General features: G+C 68.7%; 20 protein-coding genes and 1 pseudogene. 9 read left to right on the forward strand and 12 right to left on the reverse strand.

Annotated elements, in window-relative coordinates; genetic code table 11:
- Positions 1-19: 19 nt before the first annotated feature.
- From HOV77_RS03800 to HOV77_RS03810, 3 genes are all read right to left on the reverse strand, one after another.
- Complete coding sequence (locus HOV77_RS03800) at positions 20-508, reverse strand: glutathione peroxidase (protein WP_290857688.1); 489 nt, start codon at positions 506-508, stop codon at positions 20-22.
- A gap of 48 nt (positions 509-556) precedes the next feature.
- On the reverse strand, positions 557-1,444 hold the full coding sequence (locus tag HOV77_RS03805) for a septum formation family protein (protein WP_290857694.1): 888 nt from the start codon (positions 1,442-1,444) through the stop codon (positions 557-559).
- Positions 1,445-1,519: 75 nt separating this feature from the next.
- On the reverse strand, positions 1,520-1,879 hold the full coding sequence (locus tag HOV77_RS03810) for a glyoxalase (protein ID WP_290857699.1): 360 nt from the start codon (positions 1,877-1,879) through the stop codon (positions 1,520-1,522).
- Between the two features lie 186 nt (positions 1,880-2,065).
- On the opposite strand from HOV77_RS03810, the gene acnA reads away from it, so the two are divergent.
- The 3 genes from acnA (at position 2,066) to HOV77_RS03825 (ending at position 7,365) form a co-directional block, all read left to right on the forward strand.
- The gene (gene acnA, locus HOV77_RS03815) at positions 2,066-4,810 is read left to right on the forward strand and encodes an aconitate hydratase AcnA (RefSeq protein WP_290857703.1); all 2,745 of its coding nucleotides are present in this window, start codon (positions 2,066-2,068) and stop codon (positions 4,808-4,810) included.
- A 196-nt stretch (positions 4,811-5,006) separates the two neighbouring features.
- Positions 5,007-5,372: a group 1 truncated hemoglobin gene (locus HOV77_RS03820; RefSeq protein WP_290857707.1), complete on the forward strand. Its 366-nt coding sequence runs from the start codon at positions 5,007-5,009 to the stop codon at positions 5,370-5,372.
- A 208-nt stretch (positions 5,373-5,580) separates the two neighbouring features.
- On the forward strand, positions 5,581-7,365 hold the full coding sequence (locus HOV77_RS03825) for a glycosyl hydrolase family 18 protein (protein WP_290857713.1): 1,785 nt from the start codon (positions 5,581-5,583) through the stop codon (positions 7,363-7,365).
- Here HOV77_RS03825 and HOV77_RS03830 read toward each other — a convergent pair whose 3' ends face one another.
- Positions 7,366-7,536: a hypothetical protein gene (locus HOV77_RS03830; protein WP_290857719.1), complete on the reverse strand. Its 171-nt coding sequence runs from the start codon at positions 7,534-7,536 to the stop codon at positions 7,366-7,368. It abuts the gene before it with no gap.
- On the opposite strand from HOV77_RS03830, the gene HOV77_RS03835 reads away from it, so the two are divergent.
- The 3 genes from HOV77_RS03835 to HOV77_RS03845 all read left to right on the forward strand — a co-directional run bounded on the left by HOV77_RS03835 (position 7,535) and on the right by HOV77_RS03845 (position 9,536).
- A complete protein-coding gene (locus HOV77_RS03835) occupies positions 7,535-8,089 on the forward strand; it encodes a hypothetical protein (protein WP_290857725.1) in 555 nt (184 codons plus the stop codon). The genes HOV77_RS03830 and HOV77_RS03835 overlap by 2 nt on opposite strands.
- 70 nt (positions 8,090-8,159) lie before the next feature.
- Positions 8,160-9,251 carry a glycerophosphodiester phosphodiesterase gene (locus HOV77_RS03840; RefSeq protein WP_290857729.1) on the forward strand — a complete coding sequence of 364 codons (1,092 nt, stop codon included), beginning with the start codon at positions 8,160-8,162 and terminating at the stop codon, positions 9,249-9,251.
- Positions 9,252-9,293: 42 nt separating this feature from the next.
- Entirely contained in the window at positions 9,294-9,536 is a 243-nt protein-coding gene (locus tag HOV77_RS03845) for a hypothetical protein (RefSeq protein ID WP_290857735.1), read from the forward strand.
- Positions 9,537-9,611: 75 nt separating this feature from the next.
- Here the strand turns inward: HOV77_RS03845 and HOV77_RS03850 are convergent, their stop codons facing one another.
- The 3 genes from HOV77_RS03850 to HOV77_RS03860 all read right to left on the reverse strand — a co-directional run bounded on the left by HOV77_RS03850 (position 9,612) and on the right by HOV77_RS03860 (position 12,741).
- The gene (locus HOV77_RS03850) at positions 9,612-11,090 is read right to left on the reverse strand and encodes an HNH endonuclease signature motif containing protein (RefSeq protein WP_290857738.1); all 1,479 of its coding nucleotides are present in this window, start codon (positions 11,088-11,090) and stop codon (positions 9,612-9,614) included.
- Between the two features lie 106 nt (positions 11,091-11,196).
- The gene (locus HOV77_RS03855) at positions 11,197-11,853 is read right to left on the reverse strand and encodes an HAD family hydrolase (protein ID WP_290857739.1); all 657 of its coding nucleotides are present in this window, start codon (positions 11,851-11,853) and stop codon (positions 11,197-11,199) included.
- A gap of 42 nt (positions 11,854-11,895) precedes the next feature.
- Entirely contained in the window at positions 11,896-12,741 is an 846-nt protein-coding gene (locus tag HOV77_RS03860; protein ID WP_290857740.1) for a carbon-nitrogen hydrolase family protein, read from the reverse strand.
- A gap of 93 nt (positions 12,742-12,834) precedes the next feature.
- On the opposite strand from HOV77_RS03860, the gene HOV77_RS03865 reads away from it, so the two are divergent.
- Positions 12,835-13,407 (forward strand): TetR/AcrR family transcriptional regulator, encoded by a 573-nt coding sequence (locus tag HOV77_RS03865; protein WP_290857741.1) that lies wholly within the window; start codon positions 12,835-12,837, stop codon positions 13,405-13,407.
- Positions 13,408-13,556: 149 nt separating this feature from the next.
- Here HOV77_RS03865 and HOV77_RS03870 read toward each other — a convergent pair whose 3' ends face one another.
- The gene (locus tag HOV77_RS03870) at positions 13,557-13,976 is read right to left on the reverse strand and encodes a hypothetical protein (protein WP_290857742.1); all 420 of its coding nucleotides are present in this window, start codon (positions 13,974-13,976) and stop codon (positions 13,557-13,559) included.
- A 203-nt stretch (positions 13,977-14,179) separates the two neighbouring features.
- Here HOV77_RS03870 and HOV77_RS03875 point away from each other — a divergent pair, with 203 nt between their 5' ends.
- On the forward strand, positions 14,180-15,091 hold the full coding sequence (locus HOV77_RS03875) for an RIO1 family regulatory kinase/ATPase (RefSeq protein ID WP_290857743.1): 912 nt from the start codon (positions 14,180-14,182) through the stop codon (positions 15,089-15,091).
- 280 nt (positions 15,092-15,371) lie between these two features.
- On the opposite strand, the pseudogene HOV77_RS03880 reads toward HOV77_RS03875, so the two are convergent.
- The 3 genes and pseudogenes from HOV77_RS03880 to HOV77_RS03890 form a co-directional block, all read right to left on the reverse strand.
- Positions 15,372-17,261, reverse strand: a pseudogene (locus tag HOV77_RS03880) (ABC transporter ATP-binding protein); the annotation flags it as partial.
- A 73-nt stretch (positions 17,262-17,334) separates the two neighbouring features.
- Entirely contained in the window at positions 17,335-18,063 is a 729-nt protein-coding gene (locus HOV77_RS03885) for an enoyl-CoA hydratase/isomerase family protein (RefSeq protein ID WP_290857744.1), read from the reverse strand.
- A gap of 100 nt (positions 18,064-18,163) precedes the next feature.
- Positions 18,164-18,391 carry a helix-turn-helix domain-containing protein gene (locus HOV77_RS03890; protein WP_027343421.1) on the reverse strand — a complete coding sequence of 76 codons (228 nt, stop codon included), beginning with the start codon at positions 18,389-18,391 and terminating at the stop codon, positions 18,164-18,166.
- Between the two features lie 395 nt (positions 18,392-18,786).
- Here HOV77_RS03890 and HOV77_RS03895 point away from each other — a divergent pair, with 395 nt between their 5' ends.
- Positions 18,787-19,848, forward strand: coding sequence for a hypothetical protein (locus HOV77_RS03895; protein WP_290857745.1), 1,062 nt, complete (start codon positions 18,787-18,789; stop codon positions 19,846-19,848).
- Positions 19,849-19,851: 3 nt separating this feature from the next.
- Here the strand turns inward: HOV77_RS03895 and HOV77_RS03900 are convergent, their stop codons facing one another.
- Positions 19,852-21,453 (reverse strand): ABC-F family ATP-binding cassette domain-containing protein, encoded by a 1,602-nt coding sequence (locus tag HOV77_RS03900; protein ID WP_290857746.1) that lies wholly within the window; start codon positions 21,451-21,453, stop codon positions 19,852-19,854.
- Between the last annotated feature and the right edge of the window lie 36 nt (positions 21,454-21,489).

Genomic DNA, 21,489 nt, shown 5'->3' on the forward strand with positions numbered 1-21,489 from the left:
CCGGCACCGCTCGCTTCAGCTACTTGGCTGCGGAGACCAGCTTGTCGATCGCCGCGACCAGCTCGGGAGCGTCGGGCTCGACCCGGGGGTTGAACCGGGCGACGACCTTGCCGTCGGCGTCGACGAGGAACTTCTCGAAGTTCCACCGGATGTCGCCGACGTGGCCGTCGGCGTCGGCCACCCGGGTCAACTGCGCGTACAGCGGGTGCTGCCCGTCGCCGTTGACCTCGACCTTCTCGGTCATGGGGAAGGTGACGCCGTAGGTCGCCGAGCAGAACTCGGCGATCTCCTCGGCGGTCCCCGGCTCCTGGCCGCCGAACTGGTTGCAGGGCACCCCGATGACGGTCAGCTCAGGCGTCGCCTCGGCGAGCCGCTCCAGCCCGGCGTACTGCGGGGTGAGCCCGCAGCGCGAGGCGACGTTGACGATCAGAGCCGGCTTGCCGCGATGGCGGGCCAGCTCGCCGGGCTGCCCGGCCAGGGACGAGATCTCGATGTCGAAGACGGACATGCCGCCGAGCCTATCGCGCTGATCTCGGCGGGCTCATTTCGGCAGAGCTCATTTCGGCAGGTTCGTGCCGCGCTTGCCCTTGGCGGTGCCGGTCATCGACTTCTTCGCGCCGTACCAGAGGAAGCAGTGCACGTCCTGCCGCCCGGAGGCCACGTACGCCTCGTTGTAGCCGAACCAGACGTAGGTGCCGGTGAGGTACTTCACCTGGGCGGTGCCGACGCCGAGGTACGCGGCCGCGAGCGAGCGGCACTTGGTGTGATACGGCTCGTACTGCGCATTCGTGGTCGGCCGGGTCGCGGAGAAGGCGGTGAAGGTGCCGACGTACTCACCGTTGTGCTTGGTGGCGCAGTCGACCACCCGGGACTCGTCGTTGGCGAAGTTCATGCAGGCGATCGGGTAGGTGAAGCCCTTGAGGCTGCCCTCGCGGCTCTCCTCGTCGAACGAGTACCAGTCGACCTGCTGCAGCTCGCAGCGGTACCACTTGCGCCCGGCCGCCCAGGCCGCGTTCGTCGGCAGCGCGATGGTCAGATCGAGCCGCACGTCGTACCACGGGTGCCCGACGTACGCCGTGGCCTGCTTGCTGCATTCGGCGTACGCCTCGGCCTGGGCGGCGGCCGCCGCGCCGGTCGCGTTCTTCTGCAGCGTCGGCGGCGTGGTGAGCGCGGCCGAGGCGCCAATGAACTCGCCGACGTAGACGACTTCCCGGTTATGCGTTCCGGTGCAGGGCACCATCGCTTCGGTGACGGGGTTGACCTGCTCCTGAGTCGCAGTGCGGCAGTCGCCGACCTTGGCCTGGACCACCTGGGCCGCGGGTGGCATCGACCATTGGTTGGCCAGCTTCCCGTCGACTCCGTCCGGCAGGCCGCACCCGGCCAGCCCCAACAGCACCGCCGCCACCGCCAAGCCGGCCGCCAGCCGTCGCCCCTGCCCCGTCATGAGACTTCCTCCCCCAGGTCTACGGATGGTCCGCGGACGGCAGTGTAGAACCCTCCGGCGGTGCGGGGCGATCCGCTATTCGGCGTGAACGAACTCGAGCCGGTTGCCGTGGCAGTCGTTGGTGTGGAAACGCCGCAGACCGGGCTGCTCGGCCGGATCGGCCCAGACCACTGGATATCCGGCGGCGGTCAGCCGCTCGGCCAGCCCGTCGAGGTCGGCACAGGTGAGCGCGGGATGGGCCTTGCGGGCCGGGCGGAAGTCCTCCTCGACCCCGAGGTGCAGCTCGGCGCCTTCGGCGTCGGTGAACCAGCAGCCGCCCCGGACGGCCAGCAGCGGCGGCTTCGGCTTCTCGGTCATCCCGAGGACGCCGACGTAGTACGCGCGGAGGTCTTCTTCGCTGCCACGCGGGCAGGCGATCTGAACGTGATGCAGCATGATCCAGACGATAAGATGAGGTTGCCAAAAAAACAAGACGGACGTACGGTATGCATTGTTGGCATGCCACGACCGACCGCGCAGAGAAGTTGGGCAGTGGGGTTAGTCCGCCCTAACCGCCCCCGGCCGGCCCGGTGTGCGAAAGACTTGTGCCCAGTGGATGGTGTGACTTAAAGGAGCAAGACGGTGGCCAGCCTCGACACCTTCGGTGCGAAGAGCCAGCTCGACGTCGGCGACGCGAGCTACGAGATTTTCACGATCGACAAGGTCGCGGGCCACGAGCGCCTGCCCTACAGCCTGAAGATCCTGCTGGAGAACCTGCTGCGCACGGAGGACGGCGCCAACATCACCGCCGACCACATCCGCGCGCTGGGCGGCTGGGACGCGGCGGCCGAGCCGAGCGTCGAGATCCAGTTCACCCCGGCCCGGGTCCTCATGCAGGACTTCACGGGCGTGCCCTGCGTGGTCGACCTCGCCACGATGCGGGAGGCCGTCCGCGACCTCGGCGGCGACACCTCCAAGGTGAACCCGCTGGCCCCCGCCGAGCTGGTCATCGACCACTCGGTCATCGCCGACGTGTTCGGCCGCCCGGACGCGTTCGAGCGCAACGTCGAGATCGAGTACGGCCGCAACCAGGAGCGCTACCAGTTCCTGCGCTGGGGGCAGACCGCGTTCGACGAGTTCAAGGTCGTCCCGCCGGGCACCGGCATCGTGCACCAGGTCAACATCGAGCACCTCGCCCGCGTGGTCATGGACCGCCGCGGGCAGGCGTACCCGGACACCGTGGTGGGCACCGACTCGCACACCACCATGGTCAACGGCCTGGGCGTACTCGGCTGGGGCGTCGGCGGCATCGAGGCGGAGGCGGCCATGCTCGGCCAGCCGGTGTCGATGCTCATCCCGCGCGTGGTCGGCTTCAAGCTGCACGGCGAACTGCCCAGTGGCGCGACCGCGACCGACCTGGTGCTCACCATCACCCAGCTGCTGCGCAAGCACGGTGTCGTGGGCAAGTTCGTCGAGTTCTACGGCTCCGGCGTGACCTCGGTGCCGCTGGCGAACCGGGCCACCATCGGCAACATGAGCCCCGAGTTCGGCTCCACCTGCGCGATCTTCCCGATCGACGGCGAGACCATCGAGTACCTCCGCCTGACCGGCCGGTCGCCGGAGCAGCTCGCCCTCGTCGAGGCGTACGCCAAGCGCCAGGGCCTGTGGCATGACCCGGCCGTCGAGCCGGTCTACTCCGAGTACCTGGAGCTGGACCTGAGCACCGTCGTACCGTCGATCGCCGGCCCGAAGCGCCCGCAGGACCGGGTCGAGCTGAGCAACGCCAAGACGGCGTTCCGCTCGGTGCTGCCGGACTACGTGAAGAACGACGAGACCGACGAGGAGTCCGAGGAGAGCTTCCCGGCGTCCGACCCGCCCGCGTCGAACTCGCGCGCGAGCAACGGCCGGGCGACCAAGCCCACCCCGGTGACCGCCGCCGACGGCACGGTCTACGAGCTGGACCACGGCGCGGTCGTGATCGCCTCGATCACCTCCTGCACCAACACCTCCAACCCGCAGGTGATGCTGGGCGCCGCGCTGCTGGCCAAGAAGGCCGTCGAGCGGGGCCTGCACGCCAAGCCGTGGGTGAAGACCACGCTGGCCCCCGGGTCCAAGGTGGTCATGGACTACTACGAGAAGGCGGGGCTCACGCCGTACCTGGAGAAGCTGGGCTTCCACCTGGTCGGCTACGGCTGCGTGACCTGCATCGGCAACTCCGGCCCGCTGCCGGAGGAGATCAGCGCCGCGGTGCAGCACAACGACCTCGCCGTCGTCTCGGTGCTGTCGGGCAACCGCAACTTCGAGGGCCGGATCAACCCGGACGTCAAGATGAACTACCTGGCGTCCCCGCCGCTGGTCGTCGCGTACGCCATCGCCGGCACCATGGACATCGACCTGGCCCGCGACCCGCTGGGCACCGACCCGGACGGCAAGCCCGTCTTCCTCGGCGACATCTGGCCGAGCCCGGCCGAGGTCCAGGCGACGATCAACTCCTCGATCAACTCCGAGATGTTCGCCAAGGACTACTCGGACGTGTTCGCCGGCGACGAGCGGTGGCAGTCGCTGCCGACGCCGACCGGTGACACCTTCGCCTGGGACGGTTCGTCGACCTACGTCCGCAAGCCCCCATACTTCGACGGTATGCAGGCGCAGCCGGCCCCCGTCGGCGACATCGCCGGGGCGCGGGTGCTGGCCAAGCTGGGCGACTCGGTGACCACCGACCACATCTCGCCGGCCGGTTCGATCAAGGCGGACTCCCCCGCGGGCAAGTACCTCGCCGAGCACGGCGTCGAGCGCCGGGACTTCAACTCCTACGGTTCCCGCCGGGGCAACCACGAGGTGATGATCCGGGGCACGTTCGCCAACATCCGCCTCCGCAACCAGGTGGCGCCCGGCACCGAGGGCGGCTTCACCCGCGACTTCACCATCGCGGATGCGCCCGTCAGCACGATCTACGACGCCTCGGTGAACTACCAGGCGGCCGGCCTCCCGCTGGTCGTGCTCGCGGGCAAGGAGTACGGCTCGGGTTCGTCGCGCGACTGGGCGGCCAAGGGCACCGCGCTGCTGGGCGTCAAGGCCGTCATCGCCGAGTCCTACGAGCGGATCCACCGGTCCAACCTGATCGGCATGGGCGTCCTTCCACTCCAGTTCCCGGCCGGGCAGACGGCGGACTCGCTCGGCCTCACCGGTGAGGAGACCTTCTCGATCACCGGGGTGACCGCGCTGAACGACGGCGTGACGCCGAAGACCGTCCGCGTGGTGGCGACCGGGACGGGCGCGCCGGTCGAGTTCGACGCGGTGGTCCGCATCGACACCCCCGGCGAGGCGGACTACTACCGCCATGGCGGCATCCTCCAGTTCGTCCTGCGCAAGATGCTCGAGGGCTGACCGCCACCAGGCAATCTGCAATTTGCACGGAGGGCAATCATTCGGTTGCCCTCCGTGTTTTTTGTTGCTCGGGCTACTTCCCAGTAGCTCGATTGATCTCTATAGTCAATTCCACAAATGGATGGCACGACGTGCGGGAACGTCGCAGAACCATCACCCAATCGTCGTGTCAGAGCGGCATGGGCTGGAGGTTCTCATGACTGCTGTCGTGACCCACTTCGAACTGATCGGCGGGACCCCGGCGGTCCGCGAGGCGGTACGCCGCTTCTACGACCGGCTGGTCGCCGATCCCGAGCTCGCCGGCTTCTTCAGCGGCGTGGACCTGGTCAACCTGAAGCGGCATCAGGTGGACCTGCTCTCGATGGTCCTCGGTGGACCGAGCAACTACACGGGGCGGGACCTGGGTGAGGCGCATTCTCATCTGGCCATCGACTCCCAGACGTACGCGAAGGTCGGCGGGCATCTGGTCGCCGTGCTGGAGGAACTCGGCGTGCCCGAGCACGTGATCGCGTCCGTGACCGAGACGTTGACCTCGGTCTCCCCGCAGATCGTCACCCACTGATCGACAGCACGACCCGCGTACTCCCGGGCCCGTCGGCGACCTCAGCCACCGCCGCCGGACCCGGGAGTTCGGCTGAGAAACATCAGCCTTGGCACAGCGATCACTGGAAGGTCTCTTTACTGTAAGGGGAGTTTAATTTATCTTTGCCTGAGGGTTACCCCGATCCATGTGAATCTGTCCCCATTCCCCCAGGCAGGTGGCACATCAGATGAACCTCAGACATCTCTCCCCCCGGCTCAGGCTCGTGGCGGCGGCCGCGGCCGCCGTCCTCGCCGGCGGCGTCTCGCTGGTCTTCGCGACCACGGCCGACGCCGCGACCAATCTGCTCACCAACCCGGGCCTCGAAACCGGCGCACTGTCGCCGTGGACCTGTTCGGGCAACCTCGGCAGCGTCGTCGGCAGCCCTGTCCACAGTGGCACCAAGTCGCTCCAGGGCGCGGCGAGCTCCTCGGACAACGCGCTGTGCAGCCAGACCGTCGCAGTCCAGCCGAACACCGCATACACGGTGTCGGCGTGGGTGAACGGCGGAGGCGGCTACGTCTACCTCGGCGTCACCGGCGGCTCCGAAGTCTGGAACCCGGCCGCCGCAAGCGCGTGGACTCAGCTGAGCACCACGTTCACCACCGGCGCGTCGCAGACGTCGCTTACGGTCAACGTGCACGGCTGGTACGGCACCGGCAGCTACTGGGCCGACGACTTCGTCGTGACCGGGCCGGGTGGCAACCCGTCGCCGTCGGCCACCACGGCGTCGCCGTCGCCGTCCCGGACCACTTCGTCGCCGTCGCCGTCGCCCTCGCGGACGACCTCGTCGCCGAGCCCGAGCCCCACGACGGCCTCCCCGAGCCCGTCGGTGACCACCTCGCCGCCCGGCGGCGGTGGCAACAAGCTGCTCGGCTACTTCACCAACTGGGGCGTCTACCAGCGCAACTACCACGTGAAGAACATCGCCACCAGCGGTTCGGCGGCGAAGCTGGGCTACATCAACTACGCCTTCGGCAACGTGACCGGCGGCGCCTGCCAGATCGGTGACGCGTACGCCGACTACGACAAGTTCTACGACGCCGCCTCCAGTGTGGACGGCACCACCGACACCTGGGACGCGGGCGCCCTGCGGGGCAACTTCAACCAGTTGCGGAAGCTGAAGAAGCTCTACCCGAACATCAAGGTCATCTGGTCGTTCGGCGGCTGGACCTGGTCCGGCGGCTTCGGCCAGGCGGCGGCGAACCCGACGGCGTTCGCGAACTCCTGCTACAACCTGGTGGAGGACCCGCGCTGGGCGGACGTGTTCGACGGCATCGACATCGACTGGGAGTACCCGAACGCTTGTGGTCTGTCCTGTGACACCAGCGGCGCGGCGGCCTTCAAGAACCTGATGTCGGCGCTGCGGACCAAGTTCGGCTCCAGCTACCTCATCACCGCCGCGATCACGGCGGACGGCACCTCCGGCGGCAAGATCGACGCCGCCGACTACGCCGGTGCCTCGCAGTACGTGAACTGGTACAACGTCATGACCTACGACTTCTTCGGCGCCTGGGCCACGACCGGCCCGACCGCTCCGCACTCGCCGCTGACGTCGTACTCGGGCATCCCGATCGCCGGGTTCTACTCCGACAACGCGATCCAGAAGCTGGTCGGCAAGGGCGTACCGCGGTCGAAGCTGCTGCTCGGCATCGGCTTCTACGGCCGGGGCTGGACCGGCGTCACCCAGTCCACACCCGGTGGCACCGCCACCGGAGCCGCGCCGGGCACCTACGAGGCCGGCATCGAGGACTACAAGGTCATCTCGACGAAGTGCCCGCCCACGGGCACGGTCGCGGGGACCGCGTACGCCTTCTGCAGTGGACAGTGGTGGAGCTATGACACGCCCAGCACCATCGGCGGCAAGATGACCTACAGCAAGAACCAGGGTCTCGGCGGAGCCTTCTTCTGGGAGCTCTCCGGCGACACCACGGGCGGCACGCTCATCACCGCCATGAAGAACGGCCTCGGCTGATCACCAGGGCTCAGTCGAGGTGAGCTCGGCCGGTGCGGCATCCGTCGCACCGGCCGAGCAGTCTTTTGGCGCTCCAAGGCACCACGAGGCACCACGAGGCACCACGAGGCACCACCAGGCCCGGCTGAGCTGTTGCGAGAAGAGCCGCCGGGCGATATTCCTTACCCTCATGACCACCCCCTCGATCCCGTCCTCGCCGGGCAGCGCCGTGAAGGCGTTGCGGCCGCTGTTCGCCTGGGCGTTGCTGGGCTACGTCGCCCTGCACCTGTTCTTCACCTTCTTCGGCTGGCTGCTGCCGTCACCGGACTCCACGATCAGCTCCCGGTCGGTGTCGGCCGGCTTTGTCACGCTCTACACGATCGTCCTGCCGCTACTCGCCCTGCTGATCGCGACCCAGATCACGCCGATCCTGCCGATGAGCAAGCTGATGGCGGCGATCGCGCTGGTGGAGTACCTGGTGGCGATCTTCTTCGGATTCGTCGCCTTCGTGCTCGGCCTCGGCCGGGTCTTCGACTACGTCGGCAACGCCCGTTCGGCGCTCGGCGCGCTGGAACACCTCGTGATGGGCCTGGTCGACCTCGGCATCGCGGCGCTTGCGGCGTACGCCGTCCTCCGGATCTATCTGTCGCTCGGCGGCACCCTGCCGGACTTCAGCGCCCGGCATACGCCGCCGCCCGCCCCGCCGGCCTCCACCCCGGAGCCGCCCACGCAGCAATTGCCGTAGTCGCCGATGTTCGCCTGCCGGACAAGTGATCGCCTTTCGGCGTACCACTGAATGGTCTCAAATGGGCCGCATGGCTGACAGGCGTAGTTTGTTGAAGATGAGCGCGATCGCGGCCGGAGCCGCCCCCTTGCTGGCGGCCGCTCCGGCCGCCGCGTCCGACCAGCCGCGACGGCGCGGGCCGCTGGTGATCGGACATCGCGGGGCGAGCGGATATCGACCCGAGCACACGCTGGCCTCGTACGAGCTGGCGGCGCGGATGGGGGCCGACTTCATCGAGCCCGACCTGGTGTCCACGAAGGACGGTGTGCTGGTCGCGCGGCACGAGAACGAGATCTCGGGCACGACGAACGTCGCCGAGCACACCGAGTTCGCCGGTCGCCGGACCATCAAGCAGATCGACGGCGGCGCCGTGACCGGCTGGTTCACCGAGGACTTCACCCTCGCGGAGCTCAAAACGCTGCGCGCGGTCGAGCGACTTCCCGCGGTCCGCCAGCGCAACACGCTCTACAACGGACTGTTCGAGGTGCCCACGTTCGCGGAGGTCCTGCGGCTGCGCGAGCGCCTGAGCCGCGAGCTGGGCCGGGAGATCGGCGTCTATCCGGAGACCAAGCACCCGACCTACTTTCGCGCCGCCGGTCTCGCGCTCGAGGCCCCGCTAGTCCAGGCGCTCCGCGAGCACGGCCTCGACCGCCGAACCGCGCCGGTCTTCGTGCAATCCTTCGAAGCCGCGAACCTCCGCAAGCTTCGCGCCGAACTCGGCGTCCGCGTTCCGCTGGTCTTCCTGGCCAGTGCAAGTGGTACGCCGTTCGCCGATCCCAAGTCCTACAAGGAGTACCTCAGCCCGGCCGGGCTCGCCACGCTGGCCGAGTTCGCCGACGGCATCGGGCCGGACAAGTCCCTGATCATCCCGCGCAACGCCGACGGTACGCTGGCCGCCCCGACGTCCCTGGTAGACGACGCGCACGCCGCCGGCCTCGTGGTGCACCCGTACACCTTCCGCGCGGAGAACCAGTTCCTGCCCGCCGACTACCGGGTGGGCTCCGACCCCAACGCGTACGGTCGTGCGCTTGACGAGCAGGTGGCCTTCCTGCGTACGGGGATCGACGGGCTGTTCACCGACCAGGCCGACATCGGCGTCCTGGCCCGAACCCTCGCTAAGTGACCTGCACCAACCTTCGTGGCGGCGGGCGCATACGCTGGCGTAGTGAAGACGATCATTACGATCTTCGTGGTACTTCTCGTCGTGAGCGTTGTCCTGGGCCTGCTCGGTCGGGCCCGGGACAACGCGATGGCGCGCCGGATCGCAGATGAGGTGGCGGCCAGGATGGCGACCGATCCGGTCCTGCTCTTGGCCGAATTGGAGCGGCTGCGCCAAGTCGGCGCTGTCAACGACGAGGAGTACGCGCAGCAGAAGGCCCGGATATTGAGTTCCCCAGCTGGGCCGTGAGATCCCCGACTCCAGGCAGTACCACATCTGCAGCGGCAAGGAGGTGCTGATCGACTCGTAACATCGGCCGACTGTTCAGCAGCGTCTGTGCAGGGTGTTCTGCACGGGCCGCTGTTGCGGGTCGACGAAGGTGGGTGGGAGGAATTCGGGGAAGCCGTCGGTTCTGATGCGTACTTGCCAGTGTCCGTGGTGGATTTCGCGATGGTGGAAGCCGCAAAGCAGGACAGAGTTCGCTAAACAGGTGGTGCCGCCGTCTGCCCACGCTTGGACGTGGTGGCCGTCGCACCACTGCGGTGGGCGATCGCATCCGGGGAAGGCGCATCCGTTGTCTCGCAACACGAGCGCGCGTCGTAGTGGGCCGTCGATGAGGCGGCGGGCGCGGCCGACGTCGAGGACCTGACCGTCGCCGCCCAAGACGGCGGGGATGATGATCGCGTCGCAGGCGAGGCGGCGGACGGTTTCCGGGGTAAGTAGGTCGCCGGTGTCGAGCAGTCCGGCGCCGACTTTGGCTTTCAGCTGCTCCCACGGCAGGGTGACCGTGAGATGCGGTTTCTGGCCGCCGTTGTCCGGCAGTTCGCCCGCGTGCAGGATCCGCTCGCACAGCTCGATCAGCGCGTCCGCGCGGCGTGCACCGGCCGACCGCAGATCCGGATCACCCGGCAACACCCGGCCCGTCCGGCCACCCGCGCCGTGCGACGGATGCGCATCGCCTGCCGGATCCGCCTCGGCCGCGGTCGCCGCGCCGTCCGCCGGTGCCGACACGGGCCCGCCGAACGCGAGACCGAGCCTCGAACCGCCGCTGCCGCCATGCGGGGCTTCGCCGCCTGCCGCGTCTGCCTCTGCTTCGGCACCTGCTGGCACGGCGGTAGGTGCGGGCCGCCGTGGTGCCGAAAGTGGGTCCAATGCCGCGCGGAGGATCGCAGCCATCTCCGCGTCCAACACCCCGCGGATGCGGTATTCGCCTTCACCGTTCGGGATCAGGGTGAAGTCCCGCCGGTCGTGCGCCGACCGCTCGGCCCGTTCCAACTCCTTGCGTAGGCGTTGTTCGGCGATCTCCGGGGCCACCAGTTCAAGGATGTGCCGGCGGTGTTTATCGAGGACGTCCGGGCGCAGGTGGTCGTCGGCGGCCAGGCCGGTCAGCACCTCAGCCGCTTTGGTCTTACCGAGATCACCCACGGCGGCAGGCAGGTCGTGCACGGTCTTGGCGATCACCTGCGCCTGCCCCGGGTTGATCCGCCCATCGGCCAGAGCCTGCTGCGCGACCGGCACACCCGGCAGCAGACGAGCGAGTTTGACCTGTTCGACGGCGTCTTTATGCCGGATCGCCAGCAGAAACGTCAACCACGCCGCGGTCGTGGTCGCACCCGCGTTGTAGGCCATTTCCCGGTTGTCAGCCTCGCCGACCAAGCCCAGCATGCGGGCTGACAGCCGCCGCATGAGCACATCGACACGGCGTACCTCGTCGGTGATCTCCGCGTCGGACAACGTCCACAGGGGACCGGCAGCAAGCTCGGCAACATCCGCCTCTGCCTGCGCCAACACCCCCGTGCCCATGACCCAAATTTTAGAACGCCTGTCGGACCACTAACCGGGGGAAAACCCAACCGGCACACAAGATGCCGAGAAACGATCAACCCCTTGACCCGTCCACAAAAGATAGTCAGCGAGAGTGTGCCAAAGACATCACGGCGGCCACGGCTTGGATGACGCCGTTGACCGCGCGGGTCGGCGCGAACCGGCGTTCGGTCCACTCGCGACCTCGCCGGATCCAGATGCTGGGCAGCCCGAGGCCGGCCGCACCGCCGATGTCGGACTCCGGGCTGTCGCCGATCATCCACGCGCCGCGCAGGCGTAGCCGGGCGCGTTCGGCCGCGATCTCGAAGATCCGCGGGTTGGGTTTGCGGCAGTCGACCTCCTCGGAGATCACCCAGTCCGCAACGAATCGGTCCAATCCGGTGCGGCGGATCTTCGCCTCCTGCATACGGGTGCTGCCGTTGGTCACGATCACCGGGATCCAGCCCGCGTCAGCTGCGATCCGCAGGGCGGCACCCACCATCGGATCGAACCGGGTGTGCTCGATCATGCCTTCGAACAGCTCGTCGACCATATCGACGATGGACGCGCGGATGGCGTACCGGTCGCGGATGGCCTCGGCGACGTCCCAGCGGTCGGTCAGCCCGTCCGCGTCCACGTCCAGCAGCCAGTCCACGTCGTACGCGGGCGCACCGATCTCCGACAGGAACCATTCGGCCCAGGCCTTGAACGCCCCGGTGCGGTCGATCAGGGTGTTGTCGAGGTCAAGGAGCAGCAATGGCACGGCCGCACAATACGTGACCTGCGCCTCACTAGGAAAGGGTCCTCACGTATAGACCTGAGCGCGGGTGGCCACCGCATCGTTCGACATCTGCATCGGTCGATCGGTCAGCATCGTGTGCCCGGCCCGGGTCTCTGCCAGCGCCTCCGGGGAAAGCGTCGCCACCAGCACCGATGTGCCAGAATTCGGCCCTCGGACCACCGCGCGACCCTCCGGGTCGTACACCGCCGCGCCGCCGTTGAAGGTCCACGGCGCTGCGCCGTCGACCGCATTGGCATAGACGACGTAGCCGGTGTTGTCCAGGGCGCGTGCGGCGTAATAGACGTCCCGGCGGTGCTCCGAGCCGGTCACGTACGCCGCTGGGTAGACCATTCCGTGCACCTCGTCGGCCTGTGCCGCCCGGGCGTGCTCCGGGAAGCAGCCGTCGTAGCAGACGCCCAGCCCGAGCCGCCAGCCGTCGACATGCAGGGTTGCGCCCTGCGAACCGGGCACGAAGAGCGCCTTCTCCTCTGGTCCGCAGAGGAAGTTCTTCTCGTACGCCACTCGGACGCGTCCCGAGCCGTCGGCCACCACGATGGCGCACGTACGCCGGTCGTGCTCATCGCGTACCGCCGCTCCGGAAAGAATGACGATCTGCCGGTCACGCGCCGCGGCCCGGACCGGGTCGAGCCTCGCGTCCGCCACCTCACCGGCCTCTGCCGCGACATCCGTGACCAGGTCGGCGAGGGCCGGCGGATGGTACGCGGGCAGGAAGAGCTCGGGGAGTACGCACAACCGGGCGCCGCGATCGGCGGCCTGCCCGGCCAGCTCGGCGGCGGCCCGCGCGTTGGCCGCGACGTCGCCGGGGACCGAGGGCGCCTGGACGGCGGCGACGGTGAGCGGGGTCAGCATGCGGTCACGATAGTCCCCCTCGCGAAGCCGACGCGTCCCAGCAAGCCGTACGTACGGATTGCGAAGACTTGGTTGACCTGGGAGGATCGTAATGTGCCGAGGGTGAGTCAGGACCAGTTGGAAGCCCGGCGGGAGGAGATCCTCACCGCCGCCCGGGCCTGTTTCGCGCGCTACGGCTACGAAGGCGCGACCGTCCGGCGGCTGGAGGAGGCGACCGGCCTGTCCCGGGGCGCGATCTTCCACCACTTCCGCGACAAGGACTCCCTGTTCCTCGCGGTCGCCGAGGACGACGCCGCGGAGATGGTCGAGACCGTGGCCCGCAACGGGCTCGTGCAGGTCATGCGCGATCTGCTCGCCCGCGCCACCGATCCCGAGGCGTCCGGCTGGCTCGGCACCCAGCTCGAGGTCTCCCGACGCGTACGCACAGATCCCGGGTTCGCCGAGCGTTGGGTGCAGCGGACGAGCGCCATCGAAAGCGCGACCGCCGAACGACTCAAGCGGCAGCGCGACGCCGGGACCCTGCGCGACGACGTTCCCCTGGACGCGCTCATGCGCTTTCTGGAGCTGGCGTACGACGGGCTTGTGCTGCACCTGGCCATGGGGCGGCCGGCCGGGGACCTCGGTCCCGTGCTCGACCTCGTCGAGGAGACCGTCCGGAAGCGCTGACGCCTTGTCCCCGTTGACGCTTTCCCGTTGACGCTTTCCCGTTGACGCTTTCCCGTTGACGCTTTCCCGTTGATCATGAACTTTCGGTCATGCTCGACCGGCGTGTCGTGTCCCGATGGCCCTGATCGACTCCGCGACCGGGTGATCGACTAGTCGAGCATCCAGGCTTGGAGGTGCTGCCCGAGCGGCGTCATGATCAGCACCACCATTCCCGCACAGAGCAGCGTGGTGGCGGCGAGCGTCCAGAAGAGCCGGCGATTGGCGCGTACGGACGGACGGACGAGGTTTGCTCCACCGACGATCGCCAAAACCGGCGCGAAGACGAGTCCTGCCCCCACCGAGACGGCGACCGGCAGATAGAGCGGCCACAGGAAGGCCGGCCAGTAGCCCTTGGGATCGTGGTCCGGGCCCAGCCACCCGGGCCATCCGTTCTTGGCGCTGACGAGGAGATACAACCCACCTGCGCCGACGTAATAGCAGCAGGCCAGCGCGCTTTGCAGCACTACCAGGACAGTGACTCCCCGACTGCGCGGCGGTACGGCGATCATCGATACCTCGGCGGTCGACATGCTCGGAGTGTAGGGCGTCACGCGGAAAATCGGTTGACACTCCTGCGGCCGCGTCGCCTAGACTGGTCGGCGTTTGATCATGGCCGCCACCACGGCCTGTCTTGTTACGGCGTGGTGTGTGAGTGAGAGGAGGGGAGCCAGATGGCTGTCTTTGCCGTGCCCTGCGCCGTTCCCCTTTCCTCTTCGCTCAAGGAGCCGCTCAAGTGCGCAACAAGCGCAAATTCGACGACGACGACTTCTCGCTGACCGACACCGACACTTTCGAGAAGTTCCTCGACCACGATCCCGAATGGGATGAGAACCCGGACGGCCCGGAGACCGGCGATCGCTGGTCCACTTGGGATCTGTCCTCCCCCACCGAACGCGGCCCGCTGCCGCATCCCGAGTGGGTAGTCACCGAACTCGCCGCGGTCGACACCGAACGCGGCATGCTCAAAACGGGCAAGGAAGCCGACGTCTTCCTGATCCGGCGCGAGGTTCCGGAGACCGGATACGGCACGCTCATGGCGGCCAAACGGTACCGGGACAGCGATCACCGGATGTTCCACCGGGATGCCGGATATCTGGAAGGCCGGCGTACGCGCGACAGCCGGGTCAACCGAGCGGTCGCCGCTCGCACCGCGTTCGGCAAGGAGGCGATCGCCGGGCAGTGGGCGTACGCCGAGTTCGGGGCGCTCTGCAAGCTCTGGGAGACCGCCCAGACCCTGGACGTCGCCCCGTTCACGCCCTATCCGGTGCAGATCCTCGGCACCGAGATCCTCATGGAGTTCATCGGTACGCCGGACGGCGTGGCCGCGCCTCGGCTGGCCGCGATCCGCCCGGAAGACGCGGATCTGACCGATCTGTGGGAGCAACTGCTGATCGGGCTGCGCGTCCTGGCCCGCAGCGGGTACGCCCACGGCGACCTGTCGCCGTACAACATCCTCGTCCACGAAGGACGGCTCGTCGTCATCGATCTGCCGCAGATCGTCGACGTCGTCGCCAACCCGCATGGGCGGCGCTTCCTGACCCGGGACGTGCACAACGTGCTGACCTGGTTCCGGGCGCGTGGACTGTCCCACGTGGACGAACTCGAGGTCGTCCAGTTCCTGTGCGACGAGGCGGGGATCCGCTGAGGGTCCCCGCTCTCCGCCCGCCGCTGCCCCGCCCGTGCCGGCCACGCCCGTCGCTTCCCCGCACGGGCGGGCGCGGTGCGCGGGGTCGCGTGCGGGCGCACGGGCGCACGGGCGGATGCAGGGGCGCTTGTGCGCGCGACATCCGGGATAACGCGGTCTCGAACACTGTGCGAGGGGACGTTATCCCGGATATCGCGAACGATCATGCGAGCGCCAAGTGCCGGCGCGGAGTGCGGCTGGGTCAAGCGACGGACTTGAGCGGCGAGTCCACAGGAGACGAGCTGAACTGCGTCCGGTAGAGGTCGCCGTACAAACCACCGGCGGCGACCAGCTCGTCGTGGGTGCCCCGTTCGACGATCCGGCCGTCGTCGAGCACCAGGATCTGGTCGGCCTCCCGCACCGTCGACAGCCGGTGTGCGATGACCAGCGCCGTACGCCCGGCGAGCGCCACCGACAGCGCGCGCTGCACGGCAGCCTCACTCTCGGAGTCGAGGTGGGCGGTCGCCTCGTCGAGGATGACGACCGACGGCGCCTTCAGCAGGATTCGGGCGATCGCGATGCGCTGCTTCTCGCCACCGGAGAACCGGTAGCCGCGCTCGCCGACGACCGTCTCCAGCCCGTCGGGCAGCGCACGGACCAGTTCCTCGACCTGCGCGCCTCGCAACGCCGCCCAGATCTCGTCGTCGGTCGCGTCGGGCTTGGCATACCGCAGGTTCGCGGCGATCGTCTCGTGGAACAGGTGGGCGTCCTGGGTGACCACGCCGATGGTGTCGCGCAGCGACGCGAGCGTGGCGTCGCGTACGTCGATCCCGCCGACGGACACCGAGCCTTCGGTCACGTCGTAGACCCGGCTCACGAGCATCGATGTCGTGGACTTCCCGGCTCCGGAGGGGCCGACGAGCGCCACCATCTGGCCCGGCTCGACGGTGAAGGAGACCCCGCGCAGCACCGGTTCGGTCTGCTTGCGGTCGAGCGTCGCCACATCCTCCAGGGACGCCAGCGACACCTCGGCGGCCGTCGGATAGCGGAACCAAACGTCCCGGAAGTCGACTCTGCTGTTGCTCCCCTCCGGGAAGGTGCTGGAGCCCTTGGGGATCTCCACCGCCCCCGGCTTCTCGGCGATCGCGGGCGGCAGATCGAGGATCTCGAAGACGCGGTCGAAGCTGACCATCGCGCTCATCACGTCGACGCGTACGTTGGAAAGCTCGGTCAGTGGGCCGTAAAGGCGGGTGAGCAGCAAGGCCAGTGCGACGACGGTGCCCGCCGAGATCGTCTCGTGCACGGCGAACCAACCGCCGAGACCGTAGACGAGCGCCTGAGCCAACGAGGCGACCAGCATCATCGCGACGAAGAAGGCGCGCCCGTACATCGCCGAAGTGATGCCGATGTCGCGTACGCGGGCGGCCTTGTCGCCGAACCGCTCGGACTCGGCTTCCGGCCGGCCGAACAGCTTGACCAGCAGCGCCCCGGCGACGCCGAAGCGCTCGGTCATCGTGGCGTTCATCGTCGCGTTGAGCTCGTAGGACTCCTTGGTGATGGCGGCGAGCCGCCGGCCGACCCGGCGGGCGGGCAGGATGAAGACCGGCAGCAACACCAGCGACAGGGCGGTGATCTGCCAGTTCAGGCTGAGCATCACACCGGCGGTCAGGGCCAGCTGGATGACGTTGCTGACCACACCGGACAATGTGGACGTGAACGCCCGCTGCGCGCCCAGGACGTCGTTGTTGAGCCGGGAGACGAGCGCGCCGGTCTGCGTACGCGTGAAGAACTGCAGGGGCATCCGCTGGACGTGGTCGTAGACCTCGCTGCGCAGGCGGTAGATGATGCCCTCGCCGATGCGGGCCGAATACCACCGCTGGGCGAGCGACAGCCCGGCGCCGACGATGGCGAGTCCCGCGATGATCAGCGCCAGGCGGACCACCTTGCCCCCGTTGGCGGCGTCCGGCGGCGCGATCGCGTTCACGACGTCACCGGCGAGAACCGGGGTCGCCACGCCGATCGCGGCCGACACGACCACCGTCACGAGGAAGATCGCGATGTCCCGCCGGTAGGGCCGGGCGAACCGCATGACGCGCTTGAACGTGCCGCTGGTCAGCTTGTGCTGCTTGACCGCGTCCTCCTCGCGGAGGGCACGCATCATGCCCCAGCCTCCGCCGCCCCCGCCCATCATCGACACCAGTCCGCCTCCGATCAGTTCCGCAAGGAGAACCTATCGGGTAAGGCTGACATTCCCGATCGAGGGCTTACTCGCCCAGCCCGGCGATCTCCCGGATGCGGCGGACCTGAGCCTGCCGCTCGGCGAGCGCCTGCTCGGCGTACGACCGCTGGTGAGCGCCCGCGATCAGGGCCTTGATCTCAATGAGGGCGTTGCGGTCGGCCGCGACTAGCGCGGCCGCCAGATCCCGCGCGGCCCGGTCGAGTTCTGTTCGCTCTACGCGAACAGTGCCCAGCCCGATCCGGACGGCCTCCTCCGCGTCGACCGTGCGCCCGGTGGCGCACAGCTCGAGAGCGCGCGAATAGCCCACCAGATCGACGAGCCGCTTGGTGCCGGTCAAATCGGGCACCAAGCCCAGATTCACTTCTTTCATGGCGAATCGGGCATCGTCGGCGACGACCCGGAAGTCGCAGGCCAGCGCGAGCTGGAAGCCGGCCCCGACGGCGTGGCCCTGCACGGCGGCGATGGTGACGATATCGGTGCGGCGCAACCAGGAGAACGCCTCCTGGAAACGCCCGATCCGCGCTTCGGCCTCGTCGGGGGGCACCGCGGCGAGCTCACCCAGGTTGGCCTGGGCGTGGGCAAGGTCTAATCCGGCCGAGAAGGCCCGCCCCTCGCCGCGGAGCACCACCACTCTGACGTCGGCGCGCAGCGCCGAACCGATGTCACGCAGGCTTTCCCACGTCGCCGTGGTCTGCGCGTTGAGAACTTCGGGACGATCCAGCGTGATCGTCGCGATCGGACCGTCGGCCTCCATCCGTACACCGGCCGGCGGGGTGTCGCCGGCCGGGTGCACGTCCTGTGGCGATCGCGAGGTCATGCCTGCAGATCGTATCCGCTGTCGGGGAAGAAGGCGGTCAGGCCTTCTTGCGGCGACGCGCGCCGCCCCGCTGACGCAGCTGGACGCCCGCCTCGGTGAGCACCCGGTGGATGAACCCGTAGGAGCGGCCCGTCGACGAGGCCAGAGCACGGATGCTCTCCCCGGAGGTGTACCGCTTGACGAGGTCCTTCGCCAGGGTCTGCCGCTCGGTCCCGACGATCCGGCGACCCTTCTCTGTGGTGGTAGCTGTGCCGGTGGCTGCCATCGTGAATCCCTCACGTCCGAAAGATGGTGCGGTTACGCGGTCTCATCTATTAGACCGCCTGGAACGATCATGCGCTAGATATCAACTACACGCCAACCGACACGCACGCCACTGTCGGCTACCCGATAGCCTGATGCGCCGTGGTGAGCGAAGAGCCCGCAGGCGCGCGCAGACGTGAACGTGACGACCTTTTCACCTGGTTGGCGCTGGTCACCGTAGGTACCCTCGCGACCTGGCTCGCGGTGCGTACCGGAGTCGCACTCGGTACCGCGAGCGCGCCATTTCTCGGCCGTTATCGAGTTGAGATCGGTCCGGCCACGGTGCTGGCACCACTGATTGCGCTTTCGGTCCTTACTTTTGCGCATCGCGGCTGGTTCCATTCCGCACGGTGGGGAATGCTCGTAATCGTTTCCTATTGCGGATTGCTCCTGTGGTCCGTCGGTCTGGCCTACGTGGACGGTGCGGATGGATTCACCCGCGCGCTGCTGAGTCCGGACAGTTACCTGACCGATGTCACCGCAATGGGTGATCACCCCTGGGAGTACCTGCGCGCGTATACCGCGACGGTCGCGGAGAAGTCCATCGCGAGCCGCGGGCATCCGCCGGGTCCGGTGCTGCTGCTCTGGGCCTTGCAGCGGGCGGGATTGACCGACCATCTGCTGCTCGGACTGGCGGTCACGGCCCTCGGAGCGCTCGTCGCCCCGCTGGTGCTCGCCGCGGTGCGCGAAGTCTGCGGCGAGGTCGCCGCCCGCAGCTATGCCCCGCTGCTCATCCTCGCGACCTGGGCGGTCTGGCTGGCGGTCTCGATCGACGCCCTGGTGGGCACGCTGGGCGCGGCGATGATCGCCGCCGGGGTCCGGGCCACGATCAGACACGGCTGGCGGGCCTTGGCCTGGTCGCTGCTGTCCGGCCTCGCGCTCGGCACGGCCGCGCTCTTCTCGTACGCCGCTGCGTGGCTGGGTCTCACGGTGGTATGCCTCAACTTCGCCCGTCGGCGGGCCGCCCTGAACTGGGCAGGTGGCCTGGGCGCGCTGCTGCCCGTGCTGGCTGCCTGGGCGGCCGGGTTCAACTGGTTCGACGGGCTGCTCAGCGCGCACAACGATTTCGCCGCCCGAGTAGAACCGGCCCGGCCGGCGCTGCCCTGGGCGGCGATCAGCCTCGTCGCCCTTCTGCTGGCCGCGGGACCGGCTCTGGTGCCCGGGGTACGCAAACTCCGGAACACGCCTGGATGGCCCTTTCTGGCGGGCGCGGGAGCCGCTGTGGTGTTCTCGGTCGCCGCCGGGTTGGCCCGGGGCGGCGTCGAGCACGCTTGGCTGGCGTACTTCCCCTGGCTGACGGTCGCCGCGGTCGCCCCGGAGCGACGCGGTGGGTCGATCCCACCGCCGCCGCTCGTGCTGACTGCGGTCGGCGCGCTCACCGCGATCGTCGTGGAGGCGGTGCTGGCGACGCCCTGGTGACACTCAGGCCAGTTCGACGAGCTCCAGCAGGTCGTCGCTCCAGGCGTCCTCGACGCCGTCGGGCAGCAGGATCGCCCGGTCCGGCTTGAGCGCCGTGACCGCGCCCGGATCGTGTGTGACGAGCACGATCGCCCCCGGGTAGCGGGCGATCGCGTCGAGCACCTGCTCCCGGCTGACCGGGTCGAGGTTGTTCGTGGGCTCGTCGAGCAGCAGGACGTTGGCTCCCGAGCAGACCAGCGTCGCGAGCGCCAGCCGGGTCTTCTCGCCGCCGGAGAGCACGCCGGCCGGCTTGTCGACGTCGTCGCCGCTGAACAGGAACGCGCCGAGAATGCGCCGCAGGTCCGTGTCGGTCTGGTCGGGCGCGGCCGAGCGCATGTGCTCGAGGATGGTGCGCCCGACCTCGAGCTGCTCGTGCTCCTGGGCGTAGTAACCGATGCGCAGCCCGTGCCCGGCCAGCACCTCGCCGGTGTCCGGCTCCAGTACGCCGGCCAGCATCCGCAGCAGCGTGGTCTTCCCCGCACCGTTGAGGCCGAGGATGGCGACCCGGGATCCCTTGTCCACCGCGACGTCCACGCCGGTGAAGATCTCCAGCGACCCGTACGCCTTCGACAGCCCCGAAGCGGTCAACGGGGTCTTCCCACACGGGGCGGGCGTCGGGAACCGCACCTTGGCGACCTTGTCGGCGGAGCGCACCTCTTCGAGCCCGCCGATGAGCTTCTCGGCCCGCTTGGCCATGTTCTGCGCGGCGACCGTCTTCGTCGCCTTGGCTCGCAGCTTGTCGGCCTGCGCCATGAGCGCGCCGGCCTTCTTCTCGGCGTTGGCGCGCTCCCGCTGCCGTCGCCGTTCATCGGTCTGCCGCTGCTCCAGGTACTTCTTCCAGCCGACGTTGTAGACGTCGACGGTGGCCCGGTTGGCGTCGAGGAACCAGACCTTGTTCACGACCGCCTCCAGCAGCGAGGCGTCGTGGGAGATCACGACGAGGCCACCCTTGTGACCGGCGAGGAAGGCCCGCAGCCAGGTGATCGAGTCGGCGTCGAGGTGGTTCGTGGGCTCGTCGAGGAGCAGGATGCCGCCGCCGGGCTGACCCAGGTCGCGGAACAGGATGCGGGCGAGCTCGATCCGGCGGCGCTGACCGCCGGAGAGCGTACCGATCGTCTGGGCGAGCACGCGGTCGGGCAGGCCCAGGTTGGCGCAGATCCGGGCGGCTTCGGCCTCGGCGGCGTACCCACCGAGCGCGGCGAACTGGTCTTCCAGCGTTCCGTAGCGGCGTACGGCGCGATCGTCGCCGTCGGCCATGAGCTGCTCGAGTTCCTTCATCTCCCGCAGCAAGGCGTCGAGTCCCCGCGCCGACAGAACCCGGTCACGCGCGGTGACCTCCAGGTCCCCCGTACGCGGATCCTGCGGCAGGTAGCCGACCGGCCCCCGGCTCTCCAGCTTGCCGGAGTAGGGCTGGCCCTCCCCCGCCAGCACCTTCAGGGAGGTCGTCTTACCCGCGCCGTTACGGCCGACGAGGCCGATCCGATCGCCGGGCTGAACTCGGAGGGTCGCGTCGGAGAGCAGGATGCGGCTGCCGGCGCGCAGCTCGAGCCCGGTTGCGGTAATCATGGTGGCGCCAAGTCTACCGGGCCGCCCGAAGCGGTT

It is taken from the genome of Hamadaea sp. (genome assembly GCF_013362815.1).
In the GTDB taxonomy this organism is placed as follows: Bacteria; Actinomycetota; Actinomycetes; order Mycobacteriales; family Micromonosporaceae; genus Hamadaea.